The sequence below is a fragment of the Paenibacillus sp. VMFN-D1 genome, from assembly GCF_003386155.1.
Lineage (GTDB): Bacteria > Bacillota > Bacilli > Paenibacillales > Paenibacillaceae > Paenibacillus_AQ > Paenibacillus_AQ favisporus.
On the sequence record NZ_QRDU01000001.1, the window covers coordinates 172,933 to 196,822 of the forward strand.

At 56.1% G+C, this 23,890-nt stretch carries 25 protein-coding genes; 22 read left to right on the forward strand and 3 right to left on the reverse strand.

Translation table 11 applies throughout. The features are described 5' to 3' along the window. The first annotated feature begins 22 nt into the window (after nucleotides 1–22). The 5 genes from melA (at nucleotide 23) to C7820_RS00820 (ending at nucleotide 6,430) form a co-directional block, all read left to right on the forward strand. Nucleotides 23–1,324 (forward strand): alpha-galactosidase, encoded by a 1,302-nt coding sequence (melA, locus tag C7820_RS00800; protein WP_116229447.1) that lies wholly within the window; start codon nucleotides 23–25, stop codon nucleotides 1,322–1,324. Further along, nucleotides 1,321–2,277, forward strand: coding sequence for a carbohydrate kinase family protein (locus C7820_RS00805; protein WP_116229448.1), 957 nt, complete (start codon nucleotides 1,321–1,323; stop codon nucleotides 2,275–2,277). The genes melA and C7820_RS00805 overlap by 4 nt, the downstream gene beginning before the upstream one ends. Before the next feature lie 135 nt (nucleotides 2,278–2,412). After that, nucleotides 2,413–3,951: a right-handed parallel beta-helix repeat-containing protein gene (locus C7820_RS00810; RefSeq protein ID WP_116229449.1), complete on the forward strand. Its 1,539-nt coding sequence runs from the start codon at nucleotides 2,413–2,415 to the stop codon at nucleotides 3,949–3,951. Nucleotides 3,952–4,208: 257 nt separating this feature from the next. Then, nucleotides 4,209–5,180, forward strand: coding sequence for a D-2-hydroxyacid dehydrogenase (locus C7820_RS00815; RefSeq protein ID WP_116229450.1), 972 nt, complete (start codon nucleotides 4,209–4,211; stop codon nucleotides 5,178–5,180). A 113-nt stretch (nucleotides 5,181–5,293) separates the two neighbouring features. Continuing rightward, nucleotides 5,294–6,430, forward strand: a complete 1,137-nt coding sequence (locus C7820_RS00820) for a glycerate kinase (protein WP_116229451.1) — start codon at nucleotides 5,294–5,296, stop codon at nucleotides 6,428–6,430. A 220-nt stretch (nucleotides 6,431–6,650) separates the two neighbouring features. Here C7820_RS00820 and C7820_RS00825 read toward each other — a convergent pair whose 3' ends face one another. Continuing rightward, nucleotides 6,651–7,004, reverse strand: coding sequence for a LytTR family transcriptional regulator DNA-binding domain-containing protein (locus C7820_RS00825; RefSeq protein ID WP_105444462.1), 354 nt, complete (start codon nucleotides 7,002–7,004; stop codon nucleotides 6,651–6,653). Nucleotides 7,005–7,231: 227 nt separating this feature from the next. On the opposite strand from C7820_RS00825, the gene C7820_RS00830 reads away from it, so the two are divergent. Next, the gene (locus C7820_RS00830; protein ID WP_116229452.1) at nucleotides 7,232–7,813 is read left to right on the forward strand and encodes an NADPH-dependent FMN reductase; all 582 of its coding nucleotides are present in this window, start codon (nucleotides 7,232–7,234) and stop codon (nucleotides 7,811–7,813) included. A gap of 158 nt (nucleotides 7,814–7,971) precedes the next feature. Here the strand turns inward: C7820_RS00830 and C7820_RS00835 are convergent, their stop codons facing one another. After that, nucleotides 7,972–9,045: a M42 family metallopeptidase gene (locus C7820_RS00835; protein ID WP_116229453.1), complete on the reverse strand. Its 1,074-nt coding sequence runs from the start codon at nucleotides 9,043–9,045 to the stop codon at nucleotides 7,972–7,974. Nucleotides 9,046–9,556: 511 nt separating this feature from the next. Here C7820_RS00835 and spoVAC point away from each other — a divergent pair. From spoVAC to C7820_RS00920, 16 genes are all read left to right on the forward strand, one after another. Continuing rightward, nucleotides 9,557–10,060 (forward strand): stage V sporulation protein AC, encoded by a 504-nt coding sequence (gene spoVAC / locus C7820_RS00845; RefSeq protein ID WP_116229455.1) that lies wholly within the window; start codon nucleotides 9,557–9,559, stop codon nucleotides 10,058–10,060. Then, nucleotides 10,057–11,079 carry a stage V sporulation protein AD gene (gene spoVAD, locus C7820_RS00850; RefSeq protein WP_105444465.1) on the forward strand — a complete coding sequence of 341 codons (1,023 nt, stop codon included), beginning with the start codon at nucleotides 10,057–10,059 and terminating at the stop codon, nucleotides 11,077–11,079. The genes spoVAC and spoVAD overlap by 4 nt, the downstream gene beginning before the upstream one ends. 3 nt (nucleotides 11,080–11,082) lie before the next feature. Continuing rightward, nucleotides 11,083–11,433, forward strand: coding sequence for a stage V sporulation protein AE (spoVAE, locus tag C7820_RS00855; RefSeq protein WP_076169729.1), 351 nt, complete (start codon nucleotides 11,083–11,085; stop codon nucleotides 11,431–11,433). 284 nt (nucleotides 11,434–11,717) lie between these two features. After that, nucleotides 11,718–12,674: an AAA family ATPase gene (locus C7820_RS00860; RefSeq protein WP_076169730.1), complete on the forward strand. Its 957-nt coding sequence runs from the start codon at nucleotides 11,718–11,720 to the stop codon at nucleotides 12,672–12,674. 3 nt (nucleotides 12,675–12,677) lie between these two features. Beyond that, nucleotides 12,678–13,922, forward strand: coding sequence for a DUF58 domain-containing protein (locus C7820_RS00865; RefSeq protein WP_116229456.1), 1,245 nt, complete (start codon nucleotides 12,678–12,680; stop codon nucleotides 13,920–13,922). Next, complete coding sequence (locus C7820_RS00870; protein ID WP_116229457.1) at nucleotides 13,919–16,150, forward strand: transglutaminase TgpA family protein; 2,232 nt, start codon at nucleotides 13,919–13,921, stop codon at nucleotides 16,148–16,150. The genes C7820_RS00865 and C7820_RS00870 overlap by 4 nt, the downstream gene beginning before the upstream one ends. A gap of 119 nt (nucleotides 16,151–16,269) precedes the next feature. Further along, the gene (locus C7820_RS00875) at nucleotides 16,270–16,797 is read left to right on the forward strand and encodes a YqeG family HAD IIIA-type phosphatase (RefSeq protein WP_116229458.1); all 528 of its coding nucleotides are present in this window, start codon (nucleotides 16,270–16,272) and stop codon (nucleotides 16,795–16,797) included. Then, nucleotides 16,794–17,921, forward strand: a complete 1,128-nt coding sequence (yqeH, locus tag C7820_RS00880; protein WP_116229459.1) for a ribosome biogenesis GTPase YqeH — start codon at nucleotides 16,794–16,796, stop codon at nucleotides 17,919–17,921. Before C7820_RS00875 ends, yqeH begins: the two co-directional genes overlap by 4 nt. Before the next feature lie 55 nt (nucleotides 17,922–17,976). Then, on the forward strand, nucleotides 17,977–18,849 hold the full coding sequence (locus C7820_RS00885) for a shikimate dehydrogenase (protein ID WP_116229460.1): 873 nt from the start codon (nucleotides 17,977–17,979) through the stop codon (nucleotides 18,847–18,849). Nucleotides 18,850–18,891: 42 nt separating this feature from the next. Further along, the gene (yhbY, locus tag C7820_RS00890; protein WP_076169735.1) at nucleotides 18,892–19,182 is read left to right on the forward strand and encodes a ribosome assembly RNA-binding protein YhbY; all 291 of its coding nucleotides are present in this window, start codon (nucleotides 18,892–18,894) and stop codon (nucleotides 19,180–19,182) included. A 15-nt stretch (nucleotides 19,183–19,197) separates the two neighbouring features. Beyond that, complete coding sequence (gene nadD, locus C7820_RS00895) at nucleotides 19,198–19,800, forward strand: nicotinate-nucleotide adenylyltransferase (RefSeq protein WP_116231571.1); 603 nt, start codon at nucleotides 19,198–19,200, stop codon at nucleotides 19,798–19,800. Then, entirely contained in the window at nucleotides 19,772–20,350 is a 579-nt protein-coding gene (yqeK, locus tag C7820_RS00900) for a bis(5'-nucleosyl)-tetraphosphatase (symmetrical) YqeK (protein WP_076169737.1), read from the forward strand. The genes nadD and yqeK overlap by 29 nt, the downstream gene beginning before the upstream one ends. Next, nucleotides 20,347–20,694: a ribosome silencing factor gene (rsfS, locus tag C7820_RS00905; RefSeq protein ID WP_116229461.1), complete on the forward strand. Its 348-nt coding sequence runs from the start codon at nucleotides 20,347–20,349 to the stop codon at nucleotides 20,692–20,694. Before yqeK ends, rsfS begins: the two co-directional genes overlap by 4 nt. Then, complete coding sequence (locus tag C7820_RS00910; RefSeq protein WP_116229462.1) at nucleotides 20,691–21,611, forward strand: CvfB family protein; 921 nt, start codon at nucleotides 20,691–20,693, stop codon at nucleotides 21,609–21,611. The genes rsfS and C7820_RS00910 overlap by 4 nt, the downstream gene beginning before the upstream one ends. Before the next feature lie 48 nt (nucleotides 21,612–21,659). Further along, nucleotides 21,660–22,427 (forward strand): class I SAM-dependent DNA methyltransferase, encoded by a 768-nt coding sequence (locus C7820_RS00915; RefSeq protein ID WP_089548254.1) that lies wholly within the window; start codon nucleotides 21,660–21,662, stop codon nucleotides 22,425–22,427. A gap of 180 nt (nucleotides 22,428–22,607) precedes the next feature. After that, nucleotides 22,608–23,327 carry a 3-ketoacyl-ACP reductase gene (locus C7820_RS00920; protein ID WP_076170139.1) on the forward strand — a complete coding sequence of 240 codons (720 nt, stop codon included), beginning with the start codon at nucleotides 22,608–22,610 and terminating at the stop codon, nucleotides 23,325–23,327. Between the two features lie 229 nt (nucleotides 23,328–23,556). Here C7820_RS00920 and C7820_RS00925 read toward each other — a convergent pair whose 3' ends face one another. Further along, nucleotides 23,557–23,715 carry an asparagine synthase gene (locus C7820_RS00925; protein WP_076169753.1) on the reverse strand — a complete coding sequence of 53 codons (159 nt, stop codon included), beginning with the start codon at nucleotides 23,713–23,715 and terminating at the stop codon, nucleotides 23,557–23,559. Between the last annotated feature and the right edge of the window lie 175 nt (nucleotides 23,716–23,890).

Consider the following 23,890-nt stretch of genomic DNA (forward strand, 5'->3'; position numbering starts at 1 on the left):
GACCATGAGGAGGAGAAACTGCATGACTAAAATATCGATTATCGGCGCAGGCAGCGCCTTTACGCAGGACATCGCCACAGACATTTTACTGATTGAAGGCATTGAGGGCGGGACGATCGCTTTGGTGGATATCGACGCGGAGCGGCTTGCGATCGCCCGCAAGCTGGTCGAGAAAATCATTGAGGTGTCCGGCAAACGCTGGAACGTTATCGCTTCGACCGATCGCAGGGAGGTCATCGGGGGCTCGCAGTTCGTCATCAACCAAATCGAAGTGGGCGGGCTGCAAACGGTCCGCTATGAGTACGAGATTCCTCTGAAATACGGGGTCAATCAATGCATCGGCGATACGCTGGGGCCGGGCGGACTGTTTAAAACGCTGCGCACGCTTCCGAGCTGGATGGACATCATTCGCGATGTGGAGGATTTGTGCCCGGATTCGACCATTCTGAACTATACGAATCCGATGTCGGCGGTGACCCTGCTGACGTCGCGGGTAACCTCCATTCCGGTTGTCGGCCTGTGCCATTCCATCCAGAATACGTCCCGGCAGTTAGCCAAATACGCTGGCGTACCTTACGAAGATATGCAGTGGCGGGCCGGAGGAATCAACCATATGTCCTGGTTTGTGGAGCTGACCCACGAGGGAAAAGATCTGTATCCTGTGCTCCGGGAGAAGATCCAGAATCCCGACCTGCTGAAAAAGGACCCTGTGCGCTTTGACGCCATGAAGTACCTTGGCGCTTTTGTCTCAGAGTCCAGCGGGCACTTTTCGGAGTACATCCCATACTACCGCAAACGGCAGTCCTTAATCGACAAGCACTGCAGCACCGGGTATAATGGCGCGACAGGTTACTATGCGGATAACTGGCCGATCTGGCGCAAGGAAAACGACGAAAAAATCGTCAAGCAGCTGGAAGGCTCCCTCCCGATCGAGCTTGCGCCAAGCAATGAATACGCGGCTATCATTATTGAAGCGATGCTGAAAAATGAACCGAAGGTGATTTACGGAAACGTGCCGAACGAAGGGCTGATTCACAATCTTCCCGGGGACGGGATCGTCGAAGTAGCCTGCATGGTCGATCGGAATGGCGTCAATCCATGCCGTTTCGGCAGCTTGCCGGAGCATCTGGCCGCGCTGTGCCGGTCCAACATGGCGTTCTTTGACCTGGCCGTCGGCGCTGTGCTGAATAACGACAAGGAAATGGCCCGCCATGCCCTGGTGGTCGATCCGCTGTCCGCCGCCGTCTGTTCGCTGGATGAGATCAGCGACATGTTCGAGGAGCTGTATGAAGCGGAGCGCGACTTCATACCGGTGCTGAAATGATGAGAGCGGACAACAATAAACCGATTGTCGTTGTGGCCGGCGAGCTGAACGTGGATATCATTGTTTCAGGAACGGATGTGATCCCGGAATGGAACCGGGAGAAAATCGTCGACGGTTTTGACGTCGTTCTCGGCTCCTCTTCGGCGATTACCGCAAGCGCGCTGTCGAGCCTTGGCTTGGATGTTCGGTTCGTCAGCGTGGTGGGGGCGGATGACTTCGGCCGCTTCTGCCTGGGCGAGCTGCAGCGGCTGGGGGTGAACACCGATCATGTAGCGGTGCTGCCGGAGGTCACAACGGGGGTTACCCTCTCGTTTACGACGCCTTCCGACCGCGGTTTGATCACGTATCCCGGTAGTATTCCGCTGTTAACGCCCGGCCATATTCCCGATGCTTTGATTCAGGAGGCGGATCATTTGCATTTTGGCTCCTACTATTTGCAGGAAGGCATGCGGCCGCATTGGAAGGAGCTGTTCGGGAAGGCGCAGGACTTAGGGGTCAGCACATCTTTTGATACCGGGTGGGACGTCCGGGGCCGGTGGGATGCTGCCGGGATCCGCGCACTGCTGGCCGTTACCGATTTGTTTATCCCCAGCGAGGAAGAGGCGCTGCATATTTTTGAGCAGGACAGCGTAGAAACGGTATTCGGCCAATTGGCGGCCGTTCCCGGCGTGATCGCCATCAAACAAGGCTCAAAGGGTGCATCGCTCCGGTCTCCTGATGGTTCTGTCGTGTCGGCGCCCCCTTATCCGGTTACCCCCGTAGACACGACAGGAGCTGGGGATTGCTTCAATGCCGGCTTGATTTGCGGTTTCCTCCAAGGCTTGACCGGCAGAGAGCTGCTTGAGTACGCCAACGCCTGCGGCGCGTTATCCACGCTGGGCGTGGGGGGGACCGGCCATTTGCCGACAACAGCGGCGGTATCGGCCCTGCAGGGAAGGCGGCCGCTCCAGTAAACGCCTCGGCGGTGGAAGCTCAGGCAAAGGTTCATGAGAGTCCGGGCAAAGGGGGTGATTGACACATTACATAGCAAGTCTAAATCGGATCCTTTTCATTTCAGTTCAAACTTTAATCATGGGAGTTGATATTTCGTGAAATTCGGTAAAACACTGATTGCAGGTATCAGTCTGGCTGTATTGGGGCTTGGAATCGGGTATGCGGCGTCGCAGACCGTCGAGGCTTCGGGCGCCGAGTACTACGTTGCCGTTAACGGAAGCGATTCGAATGCGGGTACGAGCGCCGCACCGTGGGCAACGCTGCAGCATGCTGCCGACACGGCCGGGCCAGGAAGCACGGTCTATGTCCGGGGCGGGGTGTATAACCAAAAGCTGAAGATCACCAAGTCCGGTTCCGCGGATCAAGGGCCGATCACCTTTGCCAATTACAGCGGCGAGACGCCGGTTATTGACGGTACGGGACTTTCCGTAAGCGGAACGGAAGGCATCGTTGACCTTGCCGACGTCAACTATGTGACCATTCAAGGTTTCGAAATTCGCAATTATACGACGACTGCCAGCAACGTCATGCCCGTTGGGATTTATGTTCACGGCGCAGGCGGCAACATTACCCTGTCCAAAAACAAGATCCATGATATCAAAAACACGGCGACTCCTGCCGGCATCGACCTGCTGGGCCGGGATGCGCACGGCATCGCCGTGTACGGAACCAAGGCGCCGGAATCCATCCATGACGTGACGATCGACGCCAATGAGCTGTACAATCTGGTGCTGGGGTCCAGCGAAACGCTCGTTCTTAACGGAAATGTGGATACTTTTGCCGTGACGAACAATATCATTCACGACAACGACAACATCGGTATCGACGTGATCGGATTCGAAGGGAAGTCGCCGAACTCCGCCTACGATCAGGCACGAAACGGAATCATCAGCGGCAATAAAGTGTACAATATCACCTCCAATAACAATCCTTCCTACGGTAAAAAGCTTCCGAACAACAGCAATTCGGCGGACGGCATTTATGTCGATGGAGGCAAGGACAGCATTATTGAGCGAAACTACAGCTATAACAACGATATCGGGGTGGAAATCGCCTCCGAACATGCCGGCAAGGCGACCAGCAACATTACGATCCGCAGCAACTTCATTTACAACAACCGTTTGACGGGCATCGCCATGGGCGGATACGACACAGATCGCGGCTCGACGGTAGGCTGCCACATCGTCAACAATACGCTGTACAAAAATGACACCATTGGCGACGGCAGCGGTCAGCTCTACGTGCAGTATGACACCCAGAACAACGTCATCCGTAACAACATTTTTGTGGCTAGTTCTACCGATGTGCTCATTTATAATGAATACACGAAAAATTCCGGCAACGTCGTGGATTACAATCTGTACTTCGCTCCCGGCGGAAGCTCGGATGCCGGCTGGACCTGGAAAAACAAAGAATACACCGGCTTTGCCGCTTATAAAAATGGAACGGGCAATGATGCCCATTCCGTATTCGCCGATCCACTCCTTGTGAACCCCGCTGCCGGCGATTTACATCTGAAGGCAGGGTCTCCCGCTATTGATAAGGGCTTGACGGATTCGGATATCGGATCGCTCGATATCGACGGGCAGCCCCGTGTTCAAGGGGCAGGCGTCAATATCGGCGCGGACGAATAGCGTTTCCTTCATTGTCATTGCAAGTCTAATTAGCAGCCTCCTTTCGCGGGGGGCTGCTTTTATTTTATGAGGGAAAGTCTAGTTCTCAGCAGAGGTTTCGCATCCAGATCTTAAAATGATTTCCCGTTTGGCGGGACTGTTGTCGAAACGGACTTGTTCACCCGGTACTGCCTGAATGGTATAGTAGATGTAACTCTCCTGCTGCTAGCTGAAGATGCGGGAATCTATTACACTTTCAGGAACAGGAGTTGACTGTAATGAACATCGTCGTGTTGGATGGACATACGCTGAACCCGGGGGATTTAAGCTGGGACGAGCTGGGAAAGCTCGGTTCCGTGACGGTCTATGAGCGCACCCCCGCCGGGCTGGTTCAGGAGCGGATCGGGAACGCCGAAATGGTGCTGACGAATAAAACCCCGCTGACGCGGGAGGTGCTGGAGGCGGCAGAGAACCTCCGCTATGTCGGCGTGCTTGCGACCGGCTACAATGTGGTTGACATTGAAGCCGCTGCTGCGCGCGGGATTACGGTGACGAATGTGCCGGCATACGGAACCGAGTCTGTGGCGCAGTTTGTGTTCGCGTTGCTGCTTGAGCTCTGCCACCAGATCGGGCGGCATGGAGACAGCGTACGCTCGGGAGATTGGGCGAAGGCGGTGGATTTCTCCTACACGCTGACTCCGCAAATCGAACTCTGGGGAAAGACGATGGGGATCGTCGGCTATGGCCGGATCGGCCGCCAGGTCGTGCGGCTGGCGGAGGCTTTCGGCATGCGCGTACTGGTATCGGGCAGACCGGGGAAGGCGGGCGGGAACGAAGACAGCGGCGTCCGGCGTGTCCCGCTCGAGCAGCTGCTGGCCGAGTCGGACGTGGTGAGCCTGCATTGTCCGCTCACGGCGGAAACCGAGGGGCTCATCAACCGCGAACGCCTGGCGCTGATGAAGCCTTCGGCCTTCCTGATCAATACCGCCCGCGGCGGGCTGCTGCAGGAGCAGGATGTGGCCGATGCGCTGAACGAAGGCCGGCTTGCGGGCGCGGCACTTGACGTGCTTGCGGCGGAGCCTCCCGCCGCAGACCATCCGCTTGTGCATGCCCCGCGCTGCATTATCACCCCGCATATGGCATGGGCGGCGGTGGAAGCGCGGGAGCGGCTGATGAGCATTGCTGCGGGCAACGTTGCCGCGTTCCTGGAAGGACGGCCGGTGAATACGGTTGGGCCGCACAACCGCTGAGAACGACGTACTGCTTTAAGGGGCATGGAGGCTCTATTGAATGTACGGGTTGAATCGGTGCATGGAAGGCATAAACATAGGTAAGAAGAGATTACAAAAGGAGGATGGACCGCATGAAAATCGTGATCGCTCCGGATTCGTTCAAAGGCAGCATCCGTGCCGCCGACGCGGCGGCCGCCATTGACAGGGGCATAAGACGCGCACTGCCTGGCGCGGAAACGGTGCTTGTCCCCATGGCGGACGGCGGAGAGGGGACGTTGGACAGCTTGACCCGCTTTGGCGGTACCAAGGCCAAAGTGCAGGTGTCCGATCCGCTGGGAAGGCCGGTCGACGCCGAGTACGGCCTCATCCACGGAGGGGCCACCTGCGTGGTGGAGCTGGCCAGCGCGTCCGGGCTTGAGCTGATCGCCGCTGAGGAGCGGGACCCGCTGCATACGACGACGTACGGGACCGGCGAGGTGATCCGCCGCGCGCTCGATGCGGGCTGCCGCCAATTTATTATGGCGATCGGCGGCAGCGCCACAAACGACGGAGGCGCCGGTATCCTGCAGGCGCTTGGCGTGCGGCTGCTGGATGAGGCCGGGCAGCCGGTCGGACGCGGGGGCCTGGAGCTGCAGCGCGTGGCGGCGATCGACATGGGCGGAATGGATGCACGGCTTGCCGAATCGACCTTTGTGATCGCTTCCGACGTGCAGAACCCGCTGCTCGGCCCAAACGGCGCGTCCCATGTGTACGGCCCGCAGAAGGGCGCGACGCCCGAGATGGTCGCGGCGCTGGAACAGGGGATGCGCGTCTGGGCGGACCGCATCCTGGAGGCGACGGGCCTGCGCGTGCATGACCTGCCTGGGGCGGGCGCAGCCGGCGGCGTAGGAGCGGCGCTGCTCGCTTTTTTCAAAGCCGGGATGAGGAGCGGCATCGATCTCGTGATCGAGCATTCGGGGTTCATGGCGCACTTGGAAGGCGCGGACCTCGTCATCACCGGCGAAGGCCGGATGGATGCGCAGACCGCATCCGGCAAGACGCCGATGGGCGTCGCCAAGGAAGCGCGGCGGCACGGGGTTCCGGTTATCGCCCTAGCCGGATCGGTGGGGCCGGGGATCGAGCCGCTGTATGATGCGGGAATCCTCAGCGTGCACAGCATCGTGAACGGACCGATGGCGCTGGAGGAAGCGGTGGCCCGTGCCGGAGAGCTGCTGGAGATGTCGGCCGAGCAGGTGATTCGGACTTTTGCCGGAAGCGTCCGTGGATAGAATTATGCCGTCAACGAATCGTCTTTTTAAAGGGCAATAACATAACGTCTATCGACGTACTTTCCAAGAAGCCGGCCCGCGTTTAGCGGAACATTTTTTGCGAGATCAGGATGTTTAGCCTCGGGAGTTTATACTTTCGGATATAAAAAAAGCGGCAGTGTCCGGAAAGCCCGGCCAACTGCTGCTTTTTTCTGTGATGACCCCTTGATTTTGGTTTGTGTTATTTCTTCAGCGTCATATCCGTCAGCGGGCTGGACATCCGTTTCTTAATCTGCTCCAAAACGCGTTTGGAAACGGAAATGGTGCGGGGGTAAGCAAAATCATCGCGGAAGTGAAGGACGTTGCCTTCAAAGGAAGTAATTTTATTCACGTTGACATGGATGTTGGATGCGGCTCGGACAAAATTGGGCTGCGAGATCAAAGCGGAGATTTCCTGGCTGGTTAACCGTTTCTTGATAATATAGTTTCTGCCGTGGAAAATAACCTGTCCCTGACCGCCGACCTTAAAGAAAAACGCGTCCGTCACCGGATCAAATTGATGATATTCCTGCAGCACCTTGTCGGATGAAGTCATCTTACCAAAGCCCCCTTTTAGAAGATGATAAAGTGTTAGCGCTTTCATTCTACCACACTTTTTCGTCCTGCATAAGAGTAAATTTGTGAATTTTATGATTTTTTTTGTGAACTTGGACAAAAGCGATCACGGTATTGACCAAATTTTCCATTACGGCCACAATGGTCATATAGACGGCTGCTGCGATAAGCGCGGCCGCCCGCCAATGTCAAACCGAGAAAGGACGAATGCCTTTGAATTCAAGTCCTATAAAGATCACGGCGATTTCCGGAAGCCTCCGGAGACAATCGTCCAATACGAGCCTGATTCACGCCCTCTATCCGCTGGCGCCGGAAACGATGGAGATTTCGATATTTGAAGGCATCGGAGACCTTCCCCATTTTAACCCGGATCTGGATGGGGACGACCCGGCCCCTTCGGTGGCCCGGCTTCGTGACACGATCCGTCAGGCGGACGGCGTGATTATCAGCACCCCCGAATATGCCCATGGCGTGCCCGGCGTGCTGAAGAATGCGCTCGACTGGCTGGTATCGTCCGGAGAATTCGTTTACAAGCCCGTCGCTGTCGTCAGCGGATCGCCGATGGAAACCGGTGGAGAAAAGGCGCATGAGTCCCTTCAGATGACCCTTAGGATGATGACAGCTGACCTGGTGGAGGGCGGGTCTTTCACGGTACCTTTCCTCAATCAGAAGCTCCGGGGCGGAGAGATTAAGGATGAGGAGCTGAACGAGAGGTTGAAGGGCATGCTCGGGAAGCTGGAAGAGGCTGTACGAGAGGCAGCTGCAAATGGCATGAACGGGTTCAAGTAAGTTAGATAACCGGATTTCCTAATACAAAAGCCTGCAGCGCTCCAACTCTGAGATTTGGAGCGCGCAGGCTTTTTCGTGTTACCGTGTCGGAACTTCGGACAGGGAAGCATGCTGTCTAGCAAGCAATGAGCTTTCGCCGCCGGAGGGACAATCGTGCTTCAGGCATTTTCGATAATGGTGTTCAGCGTCGTGCGGTCGAGGCCTTTGACCAGCTTGGTCAGCAGCTCCTTGGCTGCATCGTAATCGTCGGTATGGATAATCGACGAAGACGTATGAATGTAGCGGGCACAAATGCCGATGACGGTAGATGGCACACCGATTCCGCTTAAATGCACCTGCCCGGCGTCGGTGCCGCCAGGGGATACGAAATATTGATACTTAATGTTGTGGGTGTCCGCCGTATCCTGCACATATTCCACGAGTCCGCGGTGGGTGATCATCGTCGGGTCGAATATGCGCAGCAGCGCTCCTTGTCCGATATGGCCAAAGGCACTCTTGTCACCGGTCATATCGTTGGCTGCGCTCGCATCCAGCGCGAAGAAAATATCCGGCTGGATGAGGTTGGCCGACGTGCGCGCGCCGCGCAGTCCCAGCTCTTCCTGAACCGTTGCGCCGCAGTACAGCGTATTCGGCAGCTTCTCCTGATGGAGCGCCTCCAGCAGTTCAATCGCAAGGCCGACCCCATAGCGGTTGTCCCAGGCTTTAGCCATGATTTTCTTCGGATTGGCCAGCGGCGTGAATTCGCAGACCGGCAGCACCTGAAGCCCCGGACGGATGCCGAAGGATTCGGCTTCCTCGCGGTTATCCGCACCGATGTCGATGTACATGGCTTTGATGTCCACCGGTTTGCTGCGCTGCGATTCGTCCAGCAGGTGGGTCGGCGTCGATCCGACGACCCCGAACACCGGACCGTTTGGCGTTATGATTTGCAGCCGCTGGGAGAGCACGGCTTGGCTCCACCAGCCGCCGAGCGGCTGAAAGCGCACCATTCCGGCTTCGGTAATGCCGGTGACCAGGAAACCGACCTCGTCAAAATGGCCGGCCACCATGACCTTCGGGCCGTTCTCATCCCCGCGGAGAACGCCGAACAGACTGCCGAGGCGATCCTGTACGAACTCGTTCGTGAACGGAGTCACCGTCTCCTTGAAATATGCGCGCAGGTCTTTTTCAAATCCGGAAGCCGCGGGGAATTCCGTCAGCTTGCGGAACATATCTTTCGTTTTTTGATCCATCGTACCTTATCTCCTTTATCATGAATGTGGTTATGTATATAGATTGAACTAAAGTTTTGCATGGAACTTCCTGTTATTACCGCCTATAGAGGCTAATAATATTCATTTCTTTAGTTCATTCTATGCAGTTGACTTCAATCCTTAGTATGAACCCACTTGATCCGAATGTCCACGTCCGGCGGGCAGAAGCACAAATGGCGAACCTGATGAATAGGATATCCTGGACGGATGCCCTGAAGTCAGCCGGAAGGAGCCTGGTTATGGAACCGATACACATGGATCGCCGCCAAGAAAACATCCTGATCCTCGTATTGTTGATTTTGCTGGTCATTGTGCTTCTCTTCTTATTATAATCCGCCTGCCATGGATAGCCCTCATTAAACAGCCGCCAGGTTTCAAATATTAGCGCCCGGCTGCCTGGCGCTGTTTGCTGCCCGCCTCTGCTTGACATACATAACTCTCCTGCAAATGACAAATAATGAAAAGGAATGATGAATAGGAGGTGCCTGTAATGCCTGCCAATATGAAGAACAGGGGAACCGGATTCAAGATCGATTCCTTGACGCCCGAGGAATACAAATCCATCAGTAAAAAGCATTCTCCTTCGCGCAGCACATTCAAAAACTGCGTAAGTGCTTTTGTGGTCGGCGGCCTGATCTGTTTGATCGGACAAGCGATTCAGCGGGCGTTCATGAGCTGGTTTGACATGACGGTCAAAGAAGCGGGCAATCCGACCGTTGCGGTGCTCATTATTATATCGGTCATCCTGACCAGCTTTGGCGTGTACGACAAAATCGCCCAATGGGCCGGAGCGGGCACGGCGGTACCGGTTACGGGCTTCGCCAACTCCATGTGCTCGGCGGCGCTTGAGCATAAAGCGGAAGGCTACGTCCTTGGCGTCGGGGCCAACATGTTCAAGCTCGCCGGCTCCGTGATCGTGTTCGGAACCGTCGCCGCGTTCGTCGTGGGACTCGTCTACGCCATCTTCGGCATCCAGGGAGTGCATCAGCCATGAAGCTGACCGGCCAGACCTGGGAGTTTGACACCAGGCCCGTTCTGATCGGAAGCGCCGCCGTCGTCGGTCCTGATGAGGGACAAGGTCCGCTGTCTCCCGATTTCGATTATGTGTATGACAATCTCGAAATCAATGAGAAAACATGGGAGAAAGCGGAGCGGAGGCTGCTGGAGCAGGCCGCCCAGCTTGCCGTCATCAAGTCGGGACTGGACAAGGAACAGATCCAGTTCTATGTTGGCGGGGATCTGATGAACCAGATCATCAGCAGCACGTTCTCCGCCCGCAAGCTTGGTGTGCCATACCTGGGCGTATTCGGGGCCTGCTCGACGTCCATGGAAAGTCTGGCGATTTCCGCCCTGATGGTCGACACGGGGGCCGCGGAACGGGTGATGGCCGGAACGGGCAGCCATAACTGCACGGCCGAAAAGCAGTTCCGGTATCCGACCGAATACGGCTCGCAGAAGCCGCCGACCGCCCAATACACGGTCACGGGGGCGGGCTGCGGCGTCATCGCCAAAGGCGGACAGGGCCAAGCCGGCCCGAGGATCGCCCGGGCGACCATCGGCAGGATCATGGACCTTGGGGTCAAAGATCCGTTCAACATGGGCGCTGCGATGGCGCCGGCCGCTGCCGATACGATCGCCGCGCATTTCCGGGATACGGGGCTGTCTCCCGATTATTATGACTTGATTGTGACCGGCGATCTGGCTTCGGTCGGTCTGCCGATTGCGAAGGAGCTGCTGGAGAAGGAAGGCTACCAGATGGACGAGACGAAGTTCGGCGATTGCGGGCTCATGATTTATAACCGTGAGAAGCAGAAGGCCGTCCTGGCCGGAGGAAGCGGATGCGGCTGTTCGGCGGCGGTGACCTACGGCCATTTGGTCAAACGGATGTTACAACGCGAATTACATAAAGTGCTGGTCGTGGCGACCGGCTCGCTGCACTCCCCCTTGTCGGTTCAGCAGGGAGAGAGCATTCCGTGCATCGCCCACGCCGTAGCGCTGGAAATGGAGGATTAACCAATGCAGTTTTTATGGGCGTTTATTATCGGCGGTCTGATTTGTGTCATCGGCCAGCTCATGATGGACTTGTTCAAGATGACGCCGGCGCATACGATGAGCACGCTGGTGGTGGCGGGAGCGGTGGCTGACGGTCTCGGCTGGTACGATCCCCTCGTCAAATTTGCCGGTGCCGGCGCTTCCGTTCCTATTACCAGCTTCGGCAGCTCGCTTGTTCACGGAGCGCTGTCGGAGCTTCAGAGGGACGGCTGGATCGGGGTTGTGACAGGCATCTTCGAGGTCACCAGCGCGGGGATATCGGCGGCGATTATTTTTTCGTTTATCGCCGCGCTGTTCGTCCGTCCCCGCGGATAATTCCACCAATCCGCCGTTTGCATTTCCTTGCTTGAACTGAAAATGGTTGCCCGAATAAACACCCCGGAATTGTGTATTCCGGGGTGTTTTGCCGTTCATTTCGGCGGGTATGTGGGGGTATACGACGATTTTAGGAAATGTGCCCAATATACTTTCTGTTCTTCCTTCATGTACAATGTAAAATATATACTTATATGTATCCAGCTATTTTACGATGTTATCGATTTACCAGTGAACGCATCTGCGAGCATGTTCATTGATTACGAATTCTAGGAGGAACTGATATGCCCGTACGCAGCGAATTTCTTCACATTATTGCAGCAGTAAGATCCAATCTCGAATCTTGCATATTGGGAAAATCATTTGAAATACAGCTCCTTCTAACTGCTCTGCTGGCCGAAGGGCATGTTTTGATCGAAGATGTACCCGGAACGGGGAAGACGCAGCTCATCAAGGCGCTCGCCCGGTCCATGAGCGGCGATTACCGGCGTGTCCAGTGCAACCCGGACATTCTGCCGAGCGATATTACCGGCGTTTCCGTATTTCATCCGCGCGAGGAGCGGTTCTACTTCCGTCCGGGTCCGGTGATGACCAACATTCTTCTGGCTGACGAAATTAACCGGGCCACGACGAAGACCCAGTCGGCCCTGCTTGAGGTCATGGAAGAGCGCAACGTGACGGTGGACGGCGAAACGTATGAGCTTCCCCGTCCGTTTATGCTGTGCGCCACCCAGAATCCGATCGACTTTGAAGGCACTTACATGCTGCCCGAAGCGCAGCTTGACCGTTTTATGATGAAGATCAGCCTCGGATACCCCGACGCGGCCACGGAAAAAAGCCTGCTGTACCAGCACAAGCAGGGCCAGCCGGTCGACCGGCTGACTCCGGTGACCAACATGGAACAGATCGCGGAGATGCAGCATGAAATCCGCAGCATTTATATCGACGAGGCGGTGACGGACTATCTGCTGAGCATCGTCCGCCGTACCCGGGAGCATGCCTCCGTCCTGCTCGGAGCCAGCCCGCGCGCTTCCCTGTCGTTCCTGAACGCGGTCAAGGCGTTTGCTTTCCTGCAGCAGCGGGAGTACGTCCTTCCGGACGATATTAAGACGCTTGCTCCTTATGTTCTCGCCCACCGTATCATCCTTCGTCCGGAGTCCCGGCTGGACAACGTCAGTCCGGAATCCGTGCTGAAAAACATCCTTCAGCAGGTGCATGTGCCTGTAGCGATGGAGCGATAAGTGATGACAAGGCTGTTAACCGGTATCCGATCCGGACTCAAAACCCCGAGGTATTGGGCCGTACTGCTCGTATGGGTCGCCAGCCTGTTCTATGTTCTATTTCAGGGGGGCAAGACGTCCCTGATGCTGTTTGTCATGATCAGCGTCATCGTGCTGTATTTGATCGTGCTTGGCATCAGCGGCGTCCGGCTGACGCGGGGAACGCGCCAGCTGTCCACCGAAAGGGGACAAGGCACCGTGCTTCACGCCGGCGAGCAGATCAAGGTCAGGCTCCATTTTTCGATTCCGGGATTTCTGCCGATGCCCTATATCATTATCCGTGAAGTCATGAAGCGGCATAACGGAGATTCCTGGTCGTTTGAGGAAAGCGTCATTCCCAATTACAGAGGCAGCGGTACGCTGATGTTCCAGACGCCGCCGCTGGAGCGGGGAAGATATTATTTTACGGAGACGGAATGTGTCAGTGAGGATATTTTCGGCTTTATCGAGCATAAAGGCCGTTTTCATGTGCCCGGCCAGTTTCGCGTGATGCCCCGAACCGTGTTTATCCCCACATGGAAGCTGTTCGACCGGAATTCCCCGCTTGCGGGGCCGCAAACCGCCTCGGCAGCTTCACGCAAAGAGACGACCCAGATTAACGGCGTCCGCGATTACGTGTACGGGGACCGGATTTCCCGGATTCACTGGAACGCTACCGCGAAGACCGGACAGTGGAAATCCAAGGAATTCGAGTATGATTCCGTTCCGAAAACGATGCTTCTGCTGGACGCCACGAAGGCTCACTACGGCTCCGACGCGCAGTTTGAGCTGGCTGTTTCCACAGCGGCTTCCCTGCTCGAGTATGGCGGGCGCGGTAGAATGAACATGGGCCTCGCTACCCTCGGCGACGCATTCAAATTGTTTCCGCCAAGCAGCGTGCAGGGAGACCGCCAGCGGATGATGCATCATCTGGTGGACCTGTCCGCCGACGGTTACGGTAAGCTGCTCCCGAAGCTGGAGCAGAACGCACGGTTTCTTCCGGCGGGGGCCTTTCTCGTTTTCATTTCACCGGCCAGCGGCCAGCAGGTGCTCGACATTCTGCGCTGGGCCGAGACCCGGGGCATGAGCTCTTCGCACATCCGGATCAGCTCCGGGCGAGAGAAGGGCGTAGAAGGCTGGGGAGCGATGCTCGCTTCCCGCGGAACCTTTGCATGCAGCATTCAATCGCTGAGTGAGCTGCCGGCCGCATTAGGGGGTGGAAGGGTTTGATCAACTGGCTGTATTCGCTGCGCACTTCGTTCTTCCGCACCTTATCCCTGGTGTGGTTGTGGATTATGGCGCTGCAGTGGATTTACTTTATGAACAACATTTGGTACAGCGAGACGACGGCCATCGTCATCATCAGCGTGACGGTCATCACGGCGATCGAAATTTTGCTGCCAATCAAAAGCATTTACCGGTACGTGCTGGAAGGCATCGCCGTGCTGTACATCATTCACCGGGAGATGATCGCGTACTGGATTTATTTTCCGGCAGGAAGCCTGCCGAACCGGATCCAGCAGTTTACGGGCAACGCGCTGCCGTATCTCGGTTTTGCCGTAGGCGCTTGGATTTTGCTGCTGCTCAGTGCCAAGCTGGTCAACAATCAGCGCAGAATCCTCGTGTTCTCAGGCATGCTGATCGTGGGGTTCTCCATACTGGATTCTTTCACCGTGTACGATTTATGGAAGGAAGTCGCCTGGACGGTGTTTGCGGCGCTCGGCTGGCTGGTCAGCGAGCACTTCCGCCGCTTCCAGCAGAAATACCCGCATGGCTGGCGCTATCTTCGGCAGTACCCGCTAAAAATGCTGCTGAACGTGGCGGTCATTTTTTCGCTCGTGTTTGCGGTCGGTGTCAACATGCCGGAAGTGCCGCCGTCCCTGACCGATCCCTACACGGCTTGGGTCGTCCAAGGCGAGACGGCTGCCACGGCCGGCGTTGACGGGGATCCGGCTGACTCGGTGCTGCGGACTTCCTCGGGATACAGCCGCAACGACACCAAGCTTGGCGGCGGCTTCAACTTTGACTACACGCCGGTGATGGAAATCAGCTCGGACCAGCGAAGCTATTGGCGCGGGGAGACCCGCAGGCTGTATACCGGCAGCGGCTGGGGGGACGAGCGCAATTCCGGCAGGGAAACCGATGAGGTGACGGCGGATACGAAGCTTTCCGGTGATGGACCAACCGCCGGCGATTCGGTGACGGTAAGACAGACCGTTACGATGCTGAGTGACAATCAGTACCCCGTTTTGTTTGGTGCGTATAACCTGTCCAAAGTAGAGCTTATCGATGACGGGAAAAATACAGGCAGCCTCCGCTGGAACAGTTCCCAGTCGGAACTTCGCTGGACCGCCGAGTCAAAGCGGGACCGTTATCCGAAAACCTACACGGTGGTGTCCGAGGTTCCGGTCGTTTCGGAGGATGAAATCCGCCAGAAGTCGTTCGCCGACCTGTACGGCTCCCAAGGGACCGAGGATGCCTATCTGCAGGTGCCGAACGATTTTCCGAAGCGGGCCCGCGACCTTGCGGAAGAAGTGACGGCTTCCGGAGCAACGCCTTATGAAAAAATCGGTCTGCTTCAAAACTATTTAACAACGAATTACACATATACGAACGAGCCCGACTTGTCCAAAAAGGTCAGCGACGATTTCGTGGACAGCTTCCTGTTTGAGATCAAGGAAGGATACTGCGATTATTTCTCGACTTCGATGGTGATGATGGCCCGTTCCCTCGGCATCCCGGCGCGGTGGGTCAAAGGGTACGCTCCCGGCCAGGTGCAGGGAAGCAGCGCCGATGTGCAGGTCCAAGGCGTGCAGGGCACCTCGGACTCCGGCGTGTATACGGTGACCAATGCCGATGCGCATTCGTGGGCCGAGGTCTATTTCGGGCCGTACGGCTGGATTCCGGTGGAAGCAACCCCCGGCTTCAGCATGCCGCTGCTCACGCATGACGCCCAGGCGCAAGATCCGGCCGAGCCGGAGAAACAGCCGGAAGTGGAGGAAGACCAGCCTGAGCAAGTGCCGCAACAGGCAGCCCAGAGCCAGGATCGCGGACCCGTGGTGCAAATCGTATACGGCGCTTCCATCCTCATCCTCGCAGCGTTTGCAGTGTATGTGCTGTGGAGGTATCGGCTCCAGCTTCGGTTCGGATGGCTCCGGCTTCGTACGGGACAAAAGCTGTCTCCCGACCAGAAGGTCATTGTCATGACCGAACGGTGGATCAAGCAGCTGCGCCGAAGAGGACTCAAACGCGGCGCGGACGAAACGCTCCGGGAGTCGGTCAGCCGCTGGGAAGGACGGTCCCCGGCGCTCGGATCCTTCCTGGAGCCGCTGCTGCAGCTGTTCGAGAAGGCGCGCTACAGTCCTTCATCGGTGTCGGAATCGGAATGGAGAAGCGTCCATGCCCATGCGAAGGAATTGAAAGCTGCGATGAAAAAGATACCGAAGAATGCAGCGTGATGGACTTTTTAGAAGGCGCCCTTCGGGCGTTTTCTTTTTTGTTTCGCCCGAACATAAGTTTTTTACTAACTACGCAGATTATGGTATAGTTTGTCCTATGAAACTGAGGTGACATCAATTTGTTTGAAATGCTTATCCCGAAAATGAGGGTAAAAACGGTGTTTGATCTGGATTTGGAGCGGCTGTATTCGCAGGGATTCCGTGGAATCATCACGGATCTGGACAATACGCTGGTCGGTGCCAAAGCTCCCTTGGCCACCCCCGAGCTGATCGCCTGGTTCGAAAAGGTGAAAAAGGCAGGGTTTCAGCTTGTCATCGTGTCCAATAACCAAATGGCGAGGGTATCAACTTTTGCCACCCCGCTGGATATCCGGTTTGTCCATGAAGCCCGCAAGCCGTCGAACGCGCCTTTCCGGAAAGCCATGCAGATGATGGGCCTGAAGAGCGAGGAGACGATCGTGGTCGGCGACCAGATGCTGACCGATGTGTACGGCGGCAACCGGCTCGGCCTGTTTACCGTGCTGGTGCTCCCGATATCCATTCAGGATGAAGGCTGGGGTACGCGCATTAACCGGCGTCTGGAGAAAATTGCGCTCGCACGATTGCGGAAAAAGGGATTATGGCTGGAGGAGGAACACCAACAATGAAAGACCCGATAGACGGCAGTCAAGCCGTAAAATGCAGCGGCTGCGGCATTGCCATCCAAACGGAGCAGCCCGAGCTTCCGGGGTATACCCCGGAGAAAGCGATGGACCGGGATCCGGTCATCTGCCAGCGCTGCTTCCGGATTAAAAACTACAACGAGGCTTCTTCCGTTGCCGTCGACCAGGATGAATTCCTGCGTCTGCTCAGCCAAATCGGCGGGAAGAACGCGCTCGTTATTCATATTGTGGACCTGTTCGATTTTGAAGGAAGCCTCATTTCAGGCTTGCAGCGGTTTGTCGGCAACAATCCGGTCATTCTCGCCGTGAACAAAATCGACCTTCTGCCCAAAGTGACGAACTGGAACAAGGTGCGTAACTGGGTGCAGAAACAATGCAAGGAGCACGGCCTCAAGACGGAAGAAATCGTCCTTTGCAGCGCCAAGAAAAATCAGGGCTTCGACCGCCTGCTGGACACGGTTGCCTCGTATCGCGGGGACCGCGACGTCTATGTGGTGGGGGCGACCAATGTCGGCAAATCGACGCTGATCAACCGGCTGATCCGGGATTACAGCGATTTGGAGCAGGAGCTGACCGTATCGCGTTATCCGGGAACGACCCTGGATATGGTCAACATTCCGCTCGACGACGGCCGCTTTATTATCGACACGCCGGGGATCGTATATCCTTGGCGCTACAGTGAGCTCGTCACTCGGGAGGACCTGGGCGCAGTGATGCCGGACAACCCGTTGAAGCCGGCCGTGTACCAGCTGAACGAAGGACAGACGCTGTTTTTCGGTGCCATGGCACGGTTTGACTTTATTCAGGGTGAGCGCCAGTCGTTTACCTGCTTTGTCGGCAGCCGCGTAGGCATACACCGCACCAAGCTGGAGCGTGCCGATGAGCTGTACGCGGAGCATGCCGGAGAATTGCTGTCCCCGCCGAACCGGGAGAACATCGGGAAGCTGCCGGAATGGACAAGGCATGAATTCCGCATCAAGCGCGGTATGCGCATGGATCTGTTCGTCTCCGGATTGGGCTGGGTTAAAGTGAACAGCGATCAGGGAGCCCTGTGCGCTATTCATGCGCCGCGGGGAGTCAAGGTGCTGGCAAGACCTTCTTTAATCTGAGTCTGCCTTTGAACGTTGCAAGAGCTGACAGGTGAGAGCAGGGAAAGGGGAAACCATGAATTTGGCTAAACCGGAGTTACTGAAACATACAGGGGAGCTGCTGCTGGGCGTCATCGGGGATCCGATCGCCCATTCCAAATCGCCCGTGATGCATAAGGCGGCGCTGGCCGCGCTCGGCATCCCGGGCGCCTATGTTCCGATGCGCGTATCGCGGGAGCAGGTCGGAACAGCGCTGGAAGGCATCAAGGCGCTTGGCTTTCGGGGAATCAACGTCACGATTCCGCACAAGCTGGAGGTTATTCCGTTCCTGAACGAGCTGGACGAAACGGCCTTGAAGATCGGAGCCGTCAACACGATCGTGAATGACGGAGGTTACCTCACGGGGTATAATACAGACGGTATAGGTTATGTCCGTTCCCTGAAGGAAGAAGCGATTGCCGAGCTGAAAGGCAAAAACATTCTGGTGCTCGGAGCCGGAGGTGCCGCTCGCGGTATCGTATACGCCCTGACGCTGGAGCATCCGGACCGGATTTATGTCGCCAACCGGACGGCCGATAAAGCCGAGGCGCTGGCGGCTGAATGGAAGGCGCTGGCAGACATTCGCGGGATGGCGATGGACGACATTCCGGCCATTCTAGGCGAAGTGGATGTGATCATTAATACGACATCGGTCGGCATGCATCCGCATACGGACGGAACACCGCTAGATTCCGAGCGGATTCCTCCGGGAATCGTGGTCAGCGACCTCATCTATAATCCGCTGAAGACCCGGCTGCTCGCCGACAGCGAGAAGAAGGGCTGCGTCATTCACGGTGGTCTCGGGATGTTTGTGAATCAGGGAGCCTTTGCCCTGGAGTATTGGACCGGACTGCCCGCCCCGGTAGAGGCGATGCGCAGCGCGGTTCTGGCCAGTATGAAGGAATCATGATTATTGAATTGTACATTGAAGATTAAGGAGTTTTGACATTTTATGTTAACAGGTAAGCAAAAACGCTATCTCCGGTCCCAGGCGCATCATTTGGACCCGATTTTTCAAGTCGGCAAGGGCGGAACCAACGACCAGTTAATCCGTCATATCGTCGAGGCCATTGAGAAGAGGGAGCTGATGAAGGTCAGCATTCTCAACAACTGCTTGGAAGACAAGCACGAAATTGCCGAGGAATTGGCCGAAAAATCGGGCTCTGAACTGGTGCAGGTGATTGGCAGCACGATTATTTTATATAAAGAATCCAAAGATCATAAGCAGATTGAATTGCCATAAGCGGGAGGGATCAGCATGAAGGTAGGTATCATGGGAGGTACCTTTGATCCGATCCACATCGGACATCTGCTCGCTGCCGAAGCGGCCCGGGACACGTTCGGACTGGACGAGGTTTGGTTTATGCCCAGTCATATTCCGCCCCATAAGGAACAGGCGGGAGCTACCGGCGAACAGCGTCTCGGCATGGTCGCTGAAGCGATTGCGGACCATCCCTGCTTTCGGACCCTCGATATCGAAATCAGAAGAGGCGGGGTTTCTTATACGATCGACACGGTCAAGGAAATCCGCAGCTCGTTTGAAAACATCGAGTTTCATTTCATCATCGGGGCCGATATGGTCAATTATTTGCCGAAGTGGGAGGGCATCGAGGAACTGGTGGAGCTGATGAGCTTTATCGGTGTCGGGCGTCCGGGCTCCACGCTGAACCTGGACGCGCTCCCCGCTTATTTGAAGGGAAAAATTCTACTGGCCGACATGCCTCAGGTGGACATCTCGTCGACCGAAATCCGGGAAAGACTGGCCACCGGACACTCCATTCGTTATATGGTGACAGACAGTGTCTACGACTATATCAGAAGGAGGGGAATGTATGGCATTCAGCCGCGAAGAACTGATTAAAGCCGTGTCCGGACAAATGCCGGCCATGCGCTGGAAGCACACAGAAGGCGTGATGCAATCCGCCGTCATGCTTGCGGAGCGTTACGGAGCGGACCCTGTTAAGGCCGAAACGGCGGCGATTCTGCACGACGTGGCCAAATACTGGCCTGTGAAGCAAATGGAAGCGATCATTAAGGAAAATGATTTGTCCAAGGATCTGCTGTTTTACGATAAGCCGCTCTGGCATGCCGAAGTAGGTGCTTTTGTAGCGGAACGGGATTATGGGATTACCGATCCTGAAATTTTGGATGCGATCCGGTATCATACCTCCGGCCGCATCGGCATGACCCTGCTGGACAAGGTCGTGTGCCTAGCGGATTACATCGAACCGGGAAGGGATTTTCCGGGCGTGAATAATATCCGGGAACTGGCCAACCATAGCCTTGAAGAGGGATTGATCGCCGGACTGGACTCCACGATCAGCCTGCTTATCTCCCGCCGTCAGATCATTTACCCGCTGACCGTATTTGCCCGCAATGATCTTATTAAACAGTTGGAGGCGAATGTATGACCTTGAAACCTGAAGAATTGTTAAATCTGGCCGTAGCTGCCGCTGAAGATAAAAAGGCCATGAACGTCGTGGCGCTCGACCTGCGGGGGATTTCCCTCATTTCCGACTATTTCGTCATCTGTCACGGGAATTCGGATACCCAGGTCCAATCGATCGCGACCGAAATCCGCAAGCGCGTGCATGAGGCCGGCCTCGAAATCCGCGGTGTGGAAGGATTGGATTCCGCACGCTGGGTGCTGATGGACCTGGGCGACGTGATCGTGCACATTTTCCACCGGGATGAACGGGATTATTACAACATCGAACGCCTGTGGTCGGATGCCAAGGTCGTGGAAACCGTATGAGTCCGATAGCAGGAACGATTCAAACCTATGAGGTGATGCGCGAAGTATCGCCTTACGGCTATTTTCTCGATGCCGGCGGACAAGATGTGCTGCTCCATTACACGGAACTGACCCGGAAAATCGAGCCGGGCGAACGTGTGGAAGTGTTTATTTTTTACGATACGGAAGACCGGCTGGCGGCAACGATGAAAAAGCCGTATTTGACCTTGGGCGAGATGGCGAAGCTGGTTGTGGCGGATGTGCATCCGAGACTGGGATGCTTCCTCGAAATGGGGCTAGGCCGTCAACTGCTGCTGCCGATTCGCGAGCTTCCGGAATTGAAGGAGCTGCATCCACGGGTCGGGGACTCGGTGTTTGTCATTATGGAGCATGACAAGCAGGGACGGCTGCGCGCGAAGCTGGCCGGCGAACAGGAGCTGTCGCAGCATACGTTCCAGGCGCCGCAGTCCTGGGTAAACCAGTGGTTCACCGCGACGGTGTACCGCCCGTTGCAGATGGGAACATTCGTGATTGTGGACGGGGGAGTGCTAGGCTTCGGCGCTATCGGCATGATCCACTCCTCGGAGCGAACCCGTATGCTGCGTCTGGGCGAAGAGCTGCAGGTGCGGGTCAGTCACATTCGTGAGGACGGACGCGTCAACCTGTCCATGGCGCAGCGCAAGGAAGTTGGCCGGGATTTGGATGCCGACCGCCTGCTGGCGTTCTTGAAGGAACGTCCGAACGGAGGCATGCCGTATTCGGATGCGACGCCTCCGGACATTATCAAGCAGCGCTTCGGCATCAGCAAGTCGGCTTTCAAGCGCGCAATCGGCAAATTGATGAAGGAAGGTCTTATCACACAGAAGGAGAACTGGACTTATCTGGTTCAGCCGGAAAGTTCCAAACCGGAAACGGGCGGGAACGCCGATCCGTCCTAACAGGGCTGGGAGGATTTTCGGAACGTTAACAGAAAGTGCGGTGTCATCATGTCCTCTTACAGAAAATTTGCATACGTTTACGATGAACTGATGGAAGATATGCCGTATCCCGATTGGCTTCGGTTTGCAAGACAGGCCTGGGAAAAATACGGCATGCCGAAAAGTGTGGTAGAACTGGGATGCGGCACGGGCAGCATCACGATTCCGCTTGTGAACTCGGGGTTCGAAGTGACAGGGATCGACCTGTCGGCGGACATGCTGTCCGTAGCAAGGCGGAAGATGGAGAAGACGCCGCAGGGCAGCCGCCTGTTCCGGGAGGGCTCCATCCGCTGGGTGCAGCAGGATATGCGCGCTTGGGAGCTGCCCGAGCCCGTCGATGCGGTCATTTCGTTTTGCGACTGCATCAGTTACCTGCTGGAAGAAGCCGATATCGTCGCGACCTTTAGACAGACCTACAATGGGCTGAAGGAAAAGGGGATCTTCGTGTTTGACGTGCATCATCCGAATACGATCATCCGCTATGACGAGGAGCAGCCGTTCGTATGGGACGACAAGTCGGTTTCGTACATCTGGACCTGCGACCTGGACGCGCCGCGGTGCGAAATCGAGCATCATTTGAGCATCTTTGCGAAGGAAGAAGACAGCGATTTGTACCGCCGCTTTGAAGAAGTGCACGTGCAGCGGGGCTATGATCCGAAATGGATGAAAAGCGAACTGCTCAAGGCCGGATTCCGCGACGTGCAAACCTACGCCGACTTTGAGTGGGTGGAAGCGGACGACGAGGCGCAGCGGCTGTTTTTCGTCGCGGTCAAATAGGCTGAGAATATCATGTCCTTGCGGAGCATCTGATCTATATTGGAGAGGATGCTTTGCGGGATTTTGCCTCGGAACGAAGGTTCCGGGGCTATTTGCGGCTAATAGTATAATGGGAGATGCCTAATTGAGGCATCGTCTTCAACAAATTCAAACAGAAACGGAGAGAACATGATGAGTTTGATGGATCTACAAGGAAAAACGGCGGTCATTACCGGAGCAGGCAAAGGAATCGGCTTGGCGATTGCTGAGCTGCTGGCCAAAGAAGGCGTGAATCTGGGCCTCATTTCCCGCACCGCCTCCGATTTGGATGCGCTGAAGGCTTCGCTGGCCGGCGAACACGGCATCCGTGTTGCGACCGCAGCGGCGGACGTATCGAAACGGGAGGAAGCGGAAAGCGCGGTGAGTGCGCTGAAGGCAGAGCTCGGCACGATCGATATTTTGATCAATAACGCGGGCATCGCTTCGTTCGGGACCGTACTCGAAATGGATCCTGCGCAGTGGGAACAAATCATTCAGGTGAATCTGATGGGTACATATTACATGTCCCGGGCCGTCCTGCCGGACATGGTGGGGCAAAACAGCGGCAGCATCATCAACATCTCCTCCACAGCCGGGGAAAAAGGCTTTGCCACGGGCTCGGCATACTGCGCGTCCAAATTTGCGGTCATGGGGCTGACGGAGTCTTTGCTTCAGGAAGTGCGCAAGAACAACATCCGCGTCGTTGCCCTGACGCCAAGCACCGTCAATACGGCGCTGGCCCGCGACAACAACCTGAAGATCGGCGATGAGGACCGCATGATGCAGCCGGAAGACGTGGCTGAGCTGGCGCTCGCCACGCTGAAGCTGCCGCAGCGCGTATTTGTGAAATCGGCCGGCATCTGGACGACCAACCCGCAATAACCATATTGTACGGACTGTAAGCCTGTCTCTTATGGATCGGAAGCCGATCTGCCAAGAGGCAGGCTTTTTTTGGCAAGAACCGATTTCGAGGCAGGGAAAATAAGCCAGCGCAAGGCTTGCTTCTCCATTGGGATCGGCCGCTTGCATAAATAAAGAACCTTGGACAGAGAATGTCCAAGGTTCTTTGTGTCCGAAGCGCGTAACGCTTGCGGACGGTCCTCCAAACGGATTACCGGTGTTCGATCAGATCAATCGCACCCAGTACGATGTGGGCTAGACCGAATCCGACAATCCCCGTGGCGGCAAGCTTATACTTGCTGCCCAGCAGTGCGGCGCCGGAAGCGGTAACTACAGTTCCAAGAACGGCAGGAATCATTCCTTCACGCATAACGACACTCCTTTGGCTGTTGGTTTGGATAGACAAGGGTTAGTTTTGTTTACCGTCCGGCGAATTATTCACCGCCAGCTAACATGGTGGGGCGGATTTCTGACCGATATGTAGATTTTCCCAATGGCATATTTGACATACTTGCTATACAATGGCTTAGCACTGTTATTTTCCG

Coding starts and splice junctions, on each gene's coding strand:
- melA (WP_116229447.1), top strand. CDS start 23: ATGACTAAAATATCGATTATCGGCGCAGGCAGCGCCTTTACGCAGGAC.
- C7820_RS00805 (WP_116229448.1), top strand. CDS start 1,321: ATGATGAGAGCGGACAACAATAAACCGATTGTCGTTGTGGCCGGCGAG.
- C7820_RS00815 (WP_116229450.1), top strand. CDS start 4,209: ATGAACATCGTCGTGTTGGATGGACATACGCTGAACCCGGGGGATTTA.
- C7820_RS00820 (WP_116229451.1), top strand. CDS start 5,294: ATGAAAATCGTGATCGCTCCGGATTCGTTCAAAGGCAGCATCCGTGCC.
- C7820_RS00825 (WP_105444462.1), bottom strand. CDS start 7,004: ATGACTTCATCCGACAAGGTGCTGCAGGAATATCATCAATTTGATCCG.
- C7820_RS00830 (WP_116229452.1), top strand. CDS start 7,232: ATGCCTTTGAATTCAAGTCCTATAAAGATCACGGCGATTTCCGGAAGC.
- C7820_RS00835 (WP_116229453.1), bottom strand. CDS start 9,045: ATGGATCAAAAAACGAAAGATATGTTCCGCAAGCTGACGGAATTCCCC.
- spoVAC (WP_116229455.1), top strand. CDS start 9,557: ATGCCTGCCAATATGAAGAACAGGGGAACCGGATTCAAGATCGATTCC.
- spoVAD (WP_105444465.1), top strand. CDS start 10,057: ATGAAGCTGACCGGCCAGACCTGGGAGTTTGACACCAGGCCCGTTCTG.
- spoVAE (WP_076169729.1), top strand. CDS start 11,083: ATGCAGTTTTTATGGGCGTTTATTATCGGCGGTCTGATTTGTGTCATC.
- C7820_RS00860 (WP_076169730.1), top strand. CDS start 11,718: ATGCCCGTACGCAGCGAATTTCTTCACATTATTGCAGCAGTAAGATCC.
- C7820_RS00865 (WP_116229456.1), top strand. CDS start 12,678: ATGACAAGGCTGTTAACCGGTATCCGATCCGGACTCAAAACCCCGAGG.
- yqeH (WP_116229459.1), top strand. CDS start 16,794: ATGAAAGACCCGATAGACGGCAGTCAAGCCGTAAAATGCAGCGGCTGC.
- C7820_RS00885 (WP_116229460.1), top strand. CDS start 17,977: ATGAATTTGGCTAAACCGGAGTTACTGAAACATACAGGGGAGCTGCTG.
- yhbY (WP_076169735.1), top strand. CDS start 18,892: ATGTTAACAGGTAAGCAAAAACGCTATCTCCGGTCCCAGGCGCATCAT.
- nadD (WP_116231571.1), top strand. CDS start 19,198: ATGAAGGTAGGTATCATGGGAGGTACCTTTGATCCGATCCACATCGGA.
- yqeK (WP_076169737.1), top strand. CDS start 19,772: ATGGCATTCAGCCGCGAAGAACTGATTAAAGCCGTGTCCGGACAAATG.
- rsfS (WP_116229461.1), top strand. CDS start 20,347: ATGACCTTGAAACCTGAAGAATTGTTAAATCTGGCCGTAGCTGCCGCT.
- C7820_RS00910 (WP_116229462.1), top strand. CDS start 20,691: ATGAGTCCGATAGCAGGAACGATTCAAACCTATGAGGTGATGCGCGAA.
- C7820_RS00915 (WP_089548254.1), top strand. CDS start 21,660: ATGTCCTCTTACAGAAAATTTGCATACGTTTACGATGAACTGATGGAA.
- C7820_RS00920 (WP_076170139.1), top strand. CDS start 22,608: ATGGATCTACAAGGAAAAACGGCGGTCATTACCGGAGCAGGCAAAGGA.
- C7820_RS00925 (WP_076169753.1), bottom strand. CDS start 23,715: ATGCGTGAAGGAATGATTCCTGCCGTTCTTGGAACTGTAGTTACCGCT.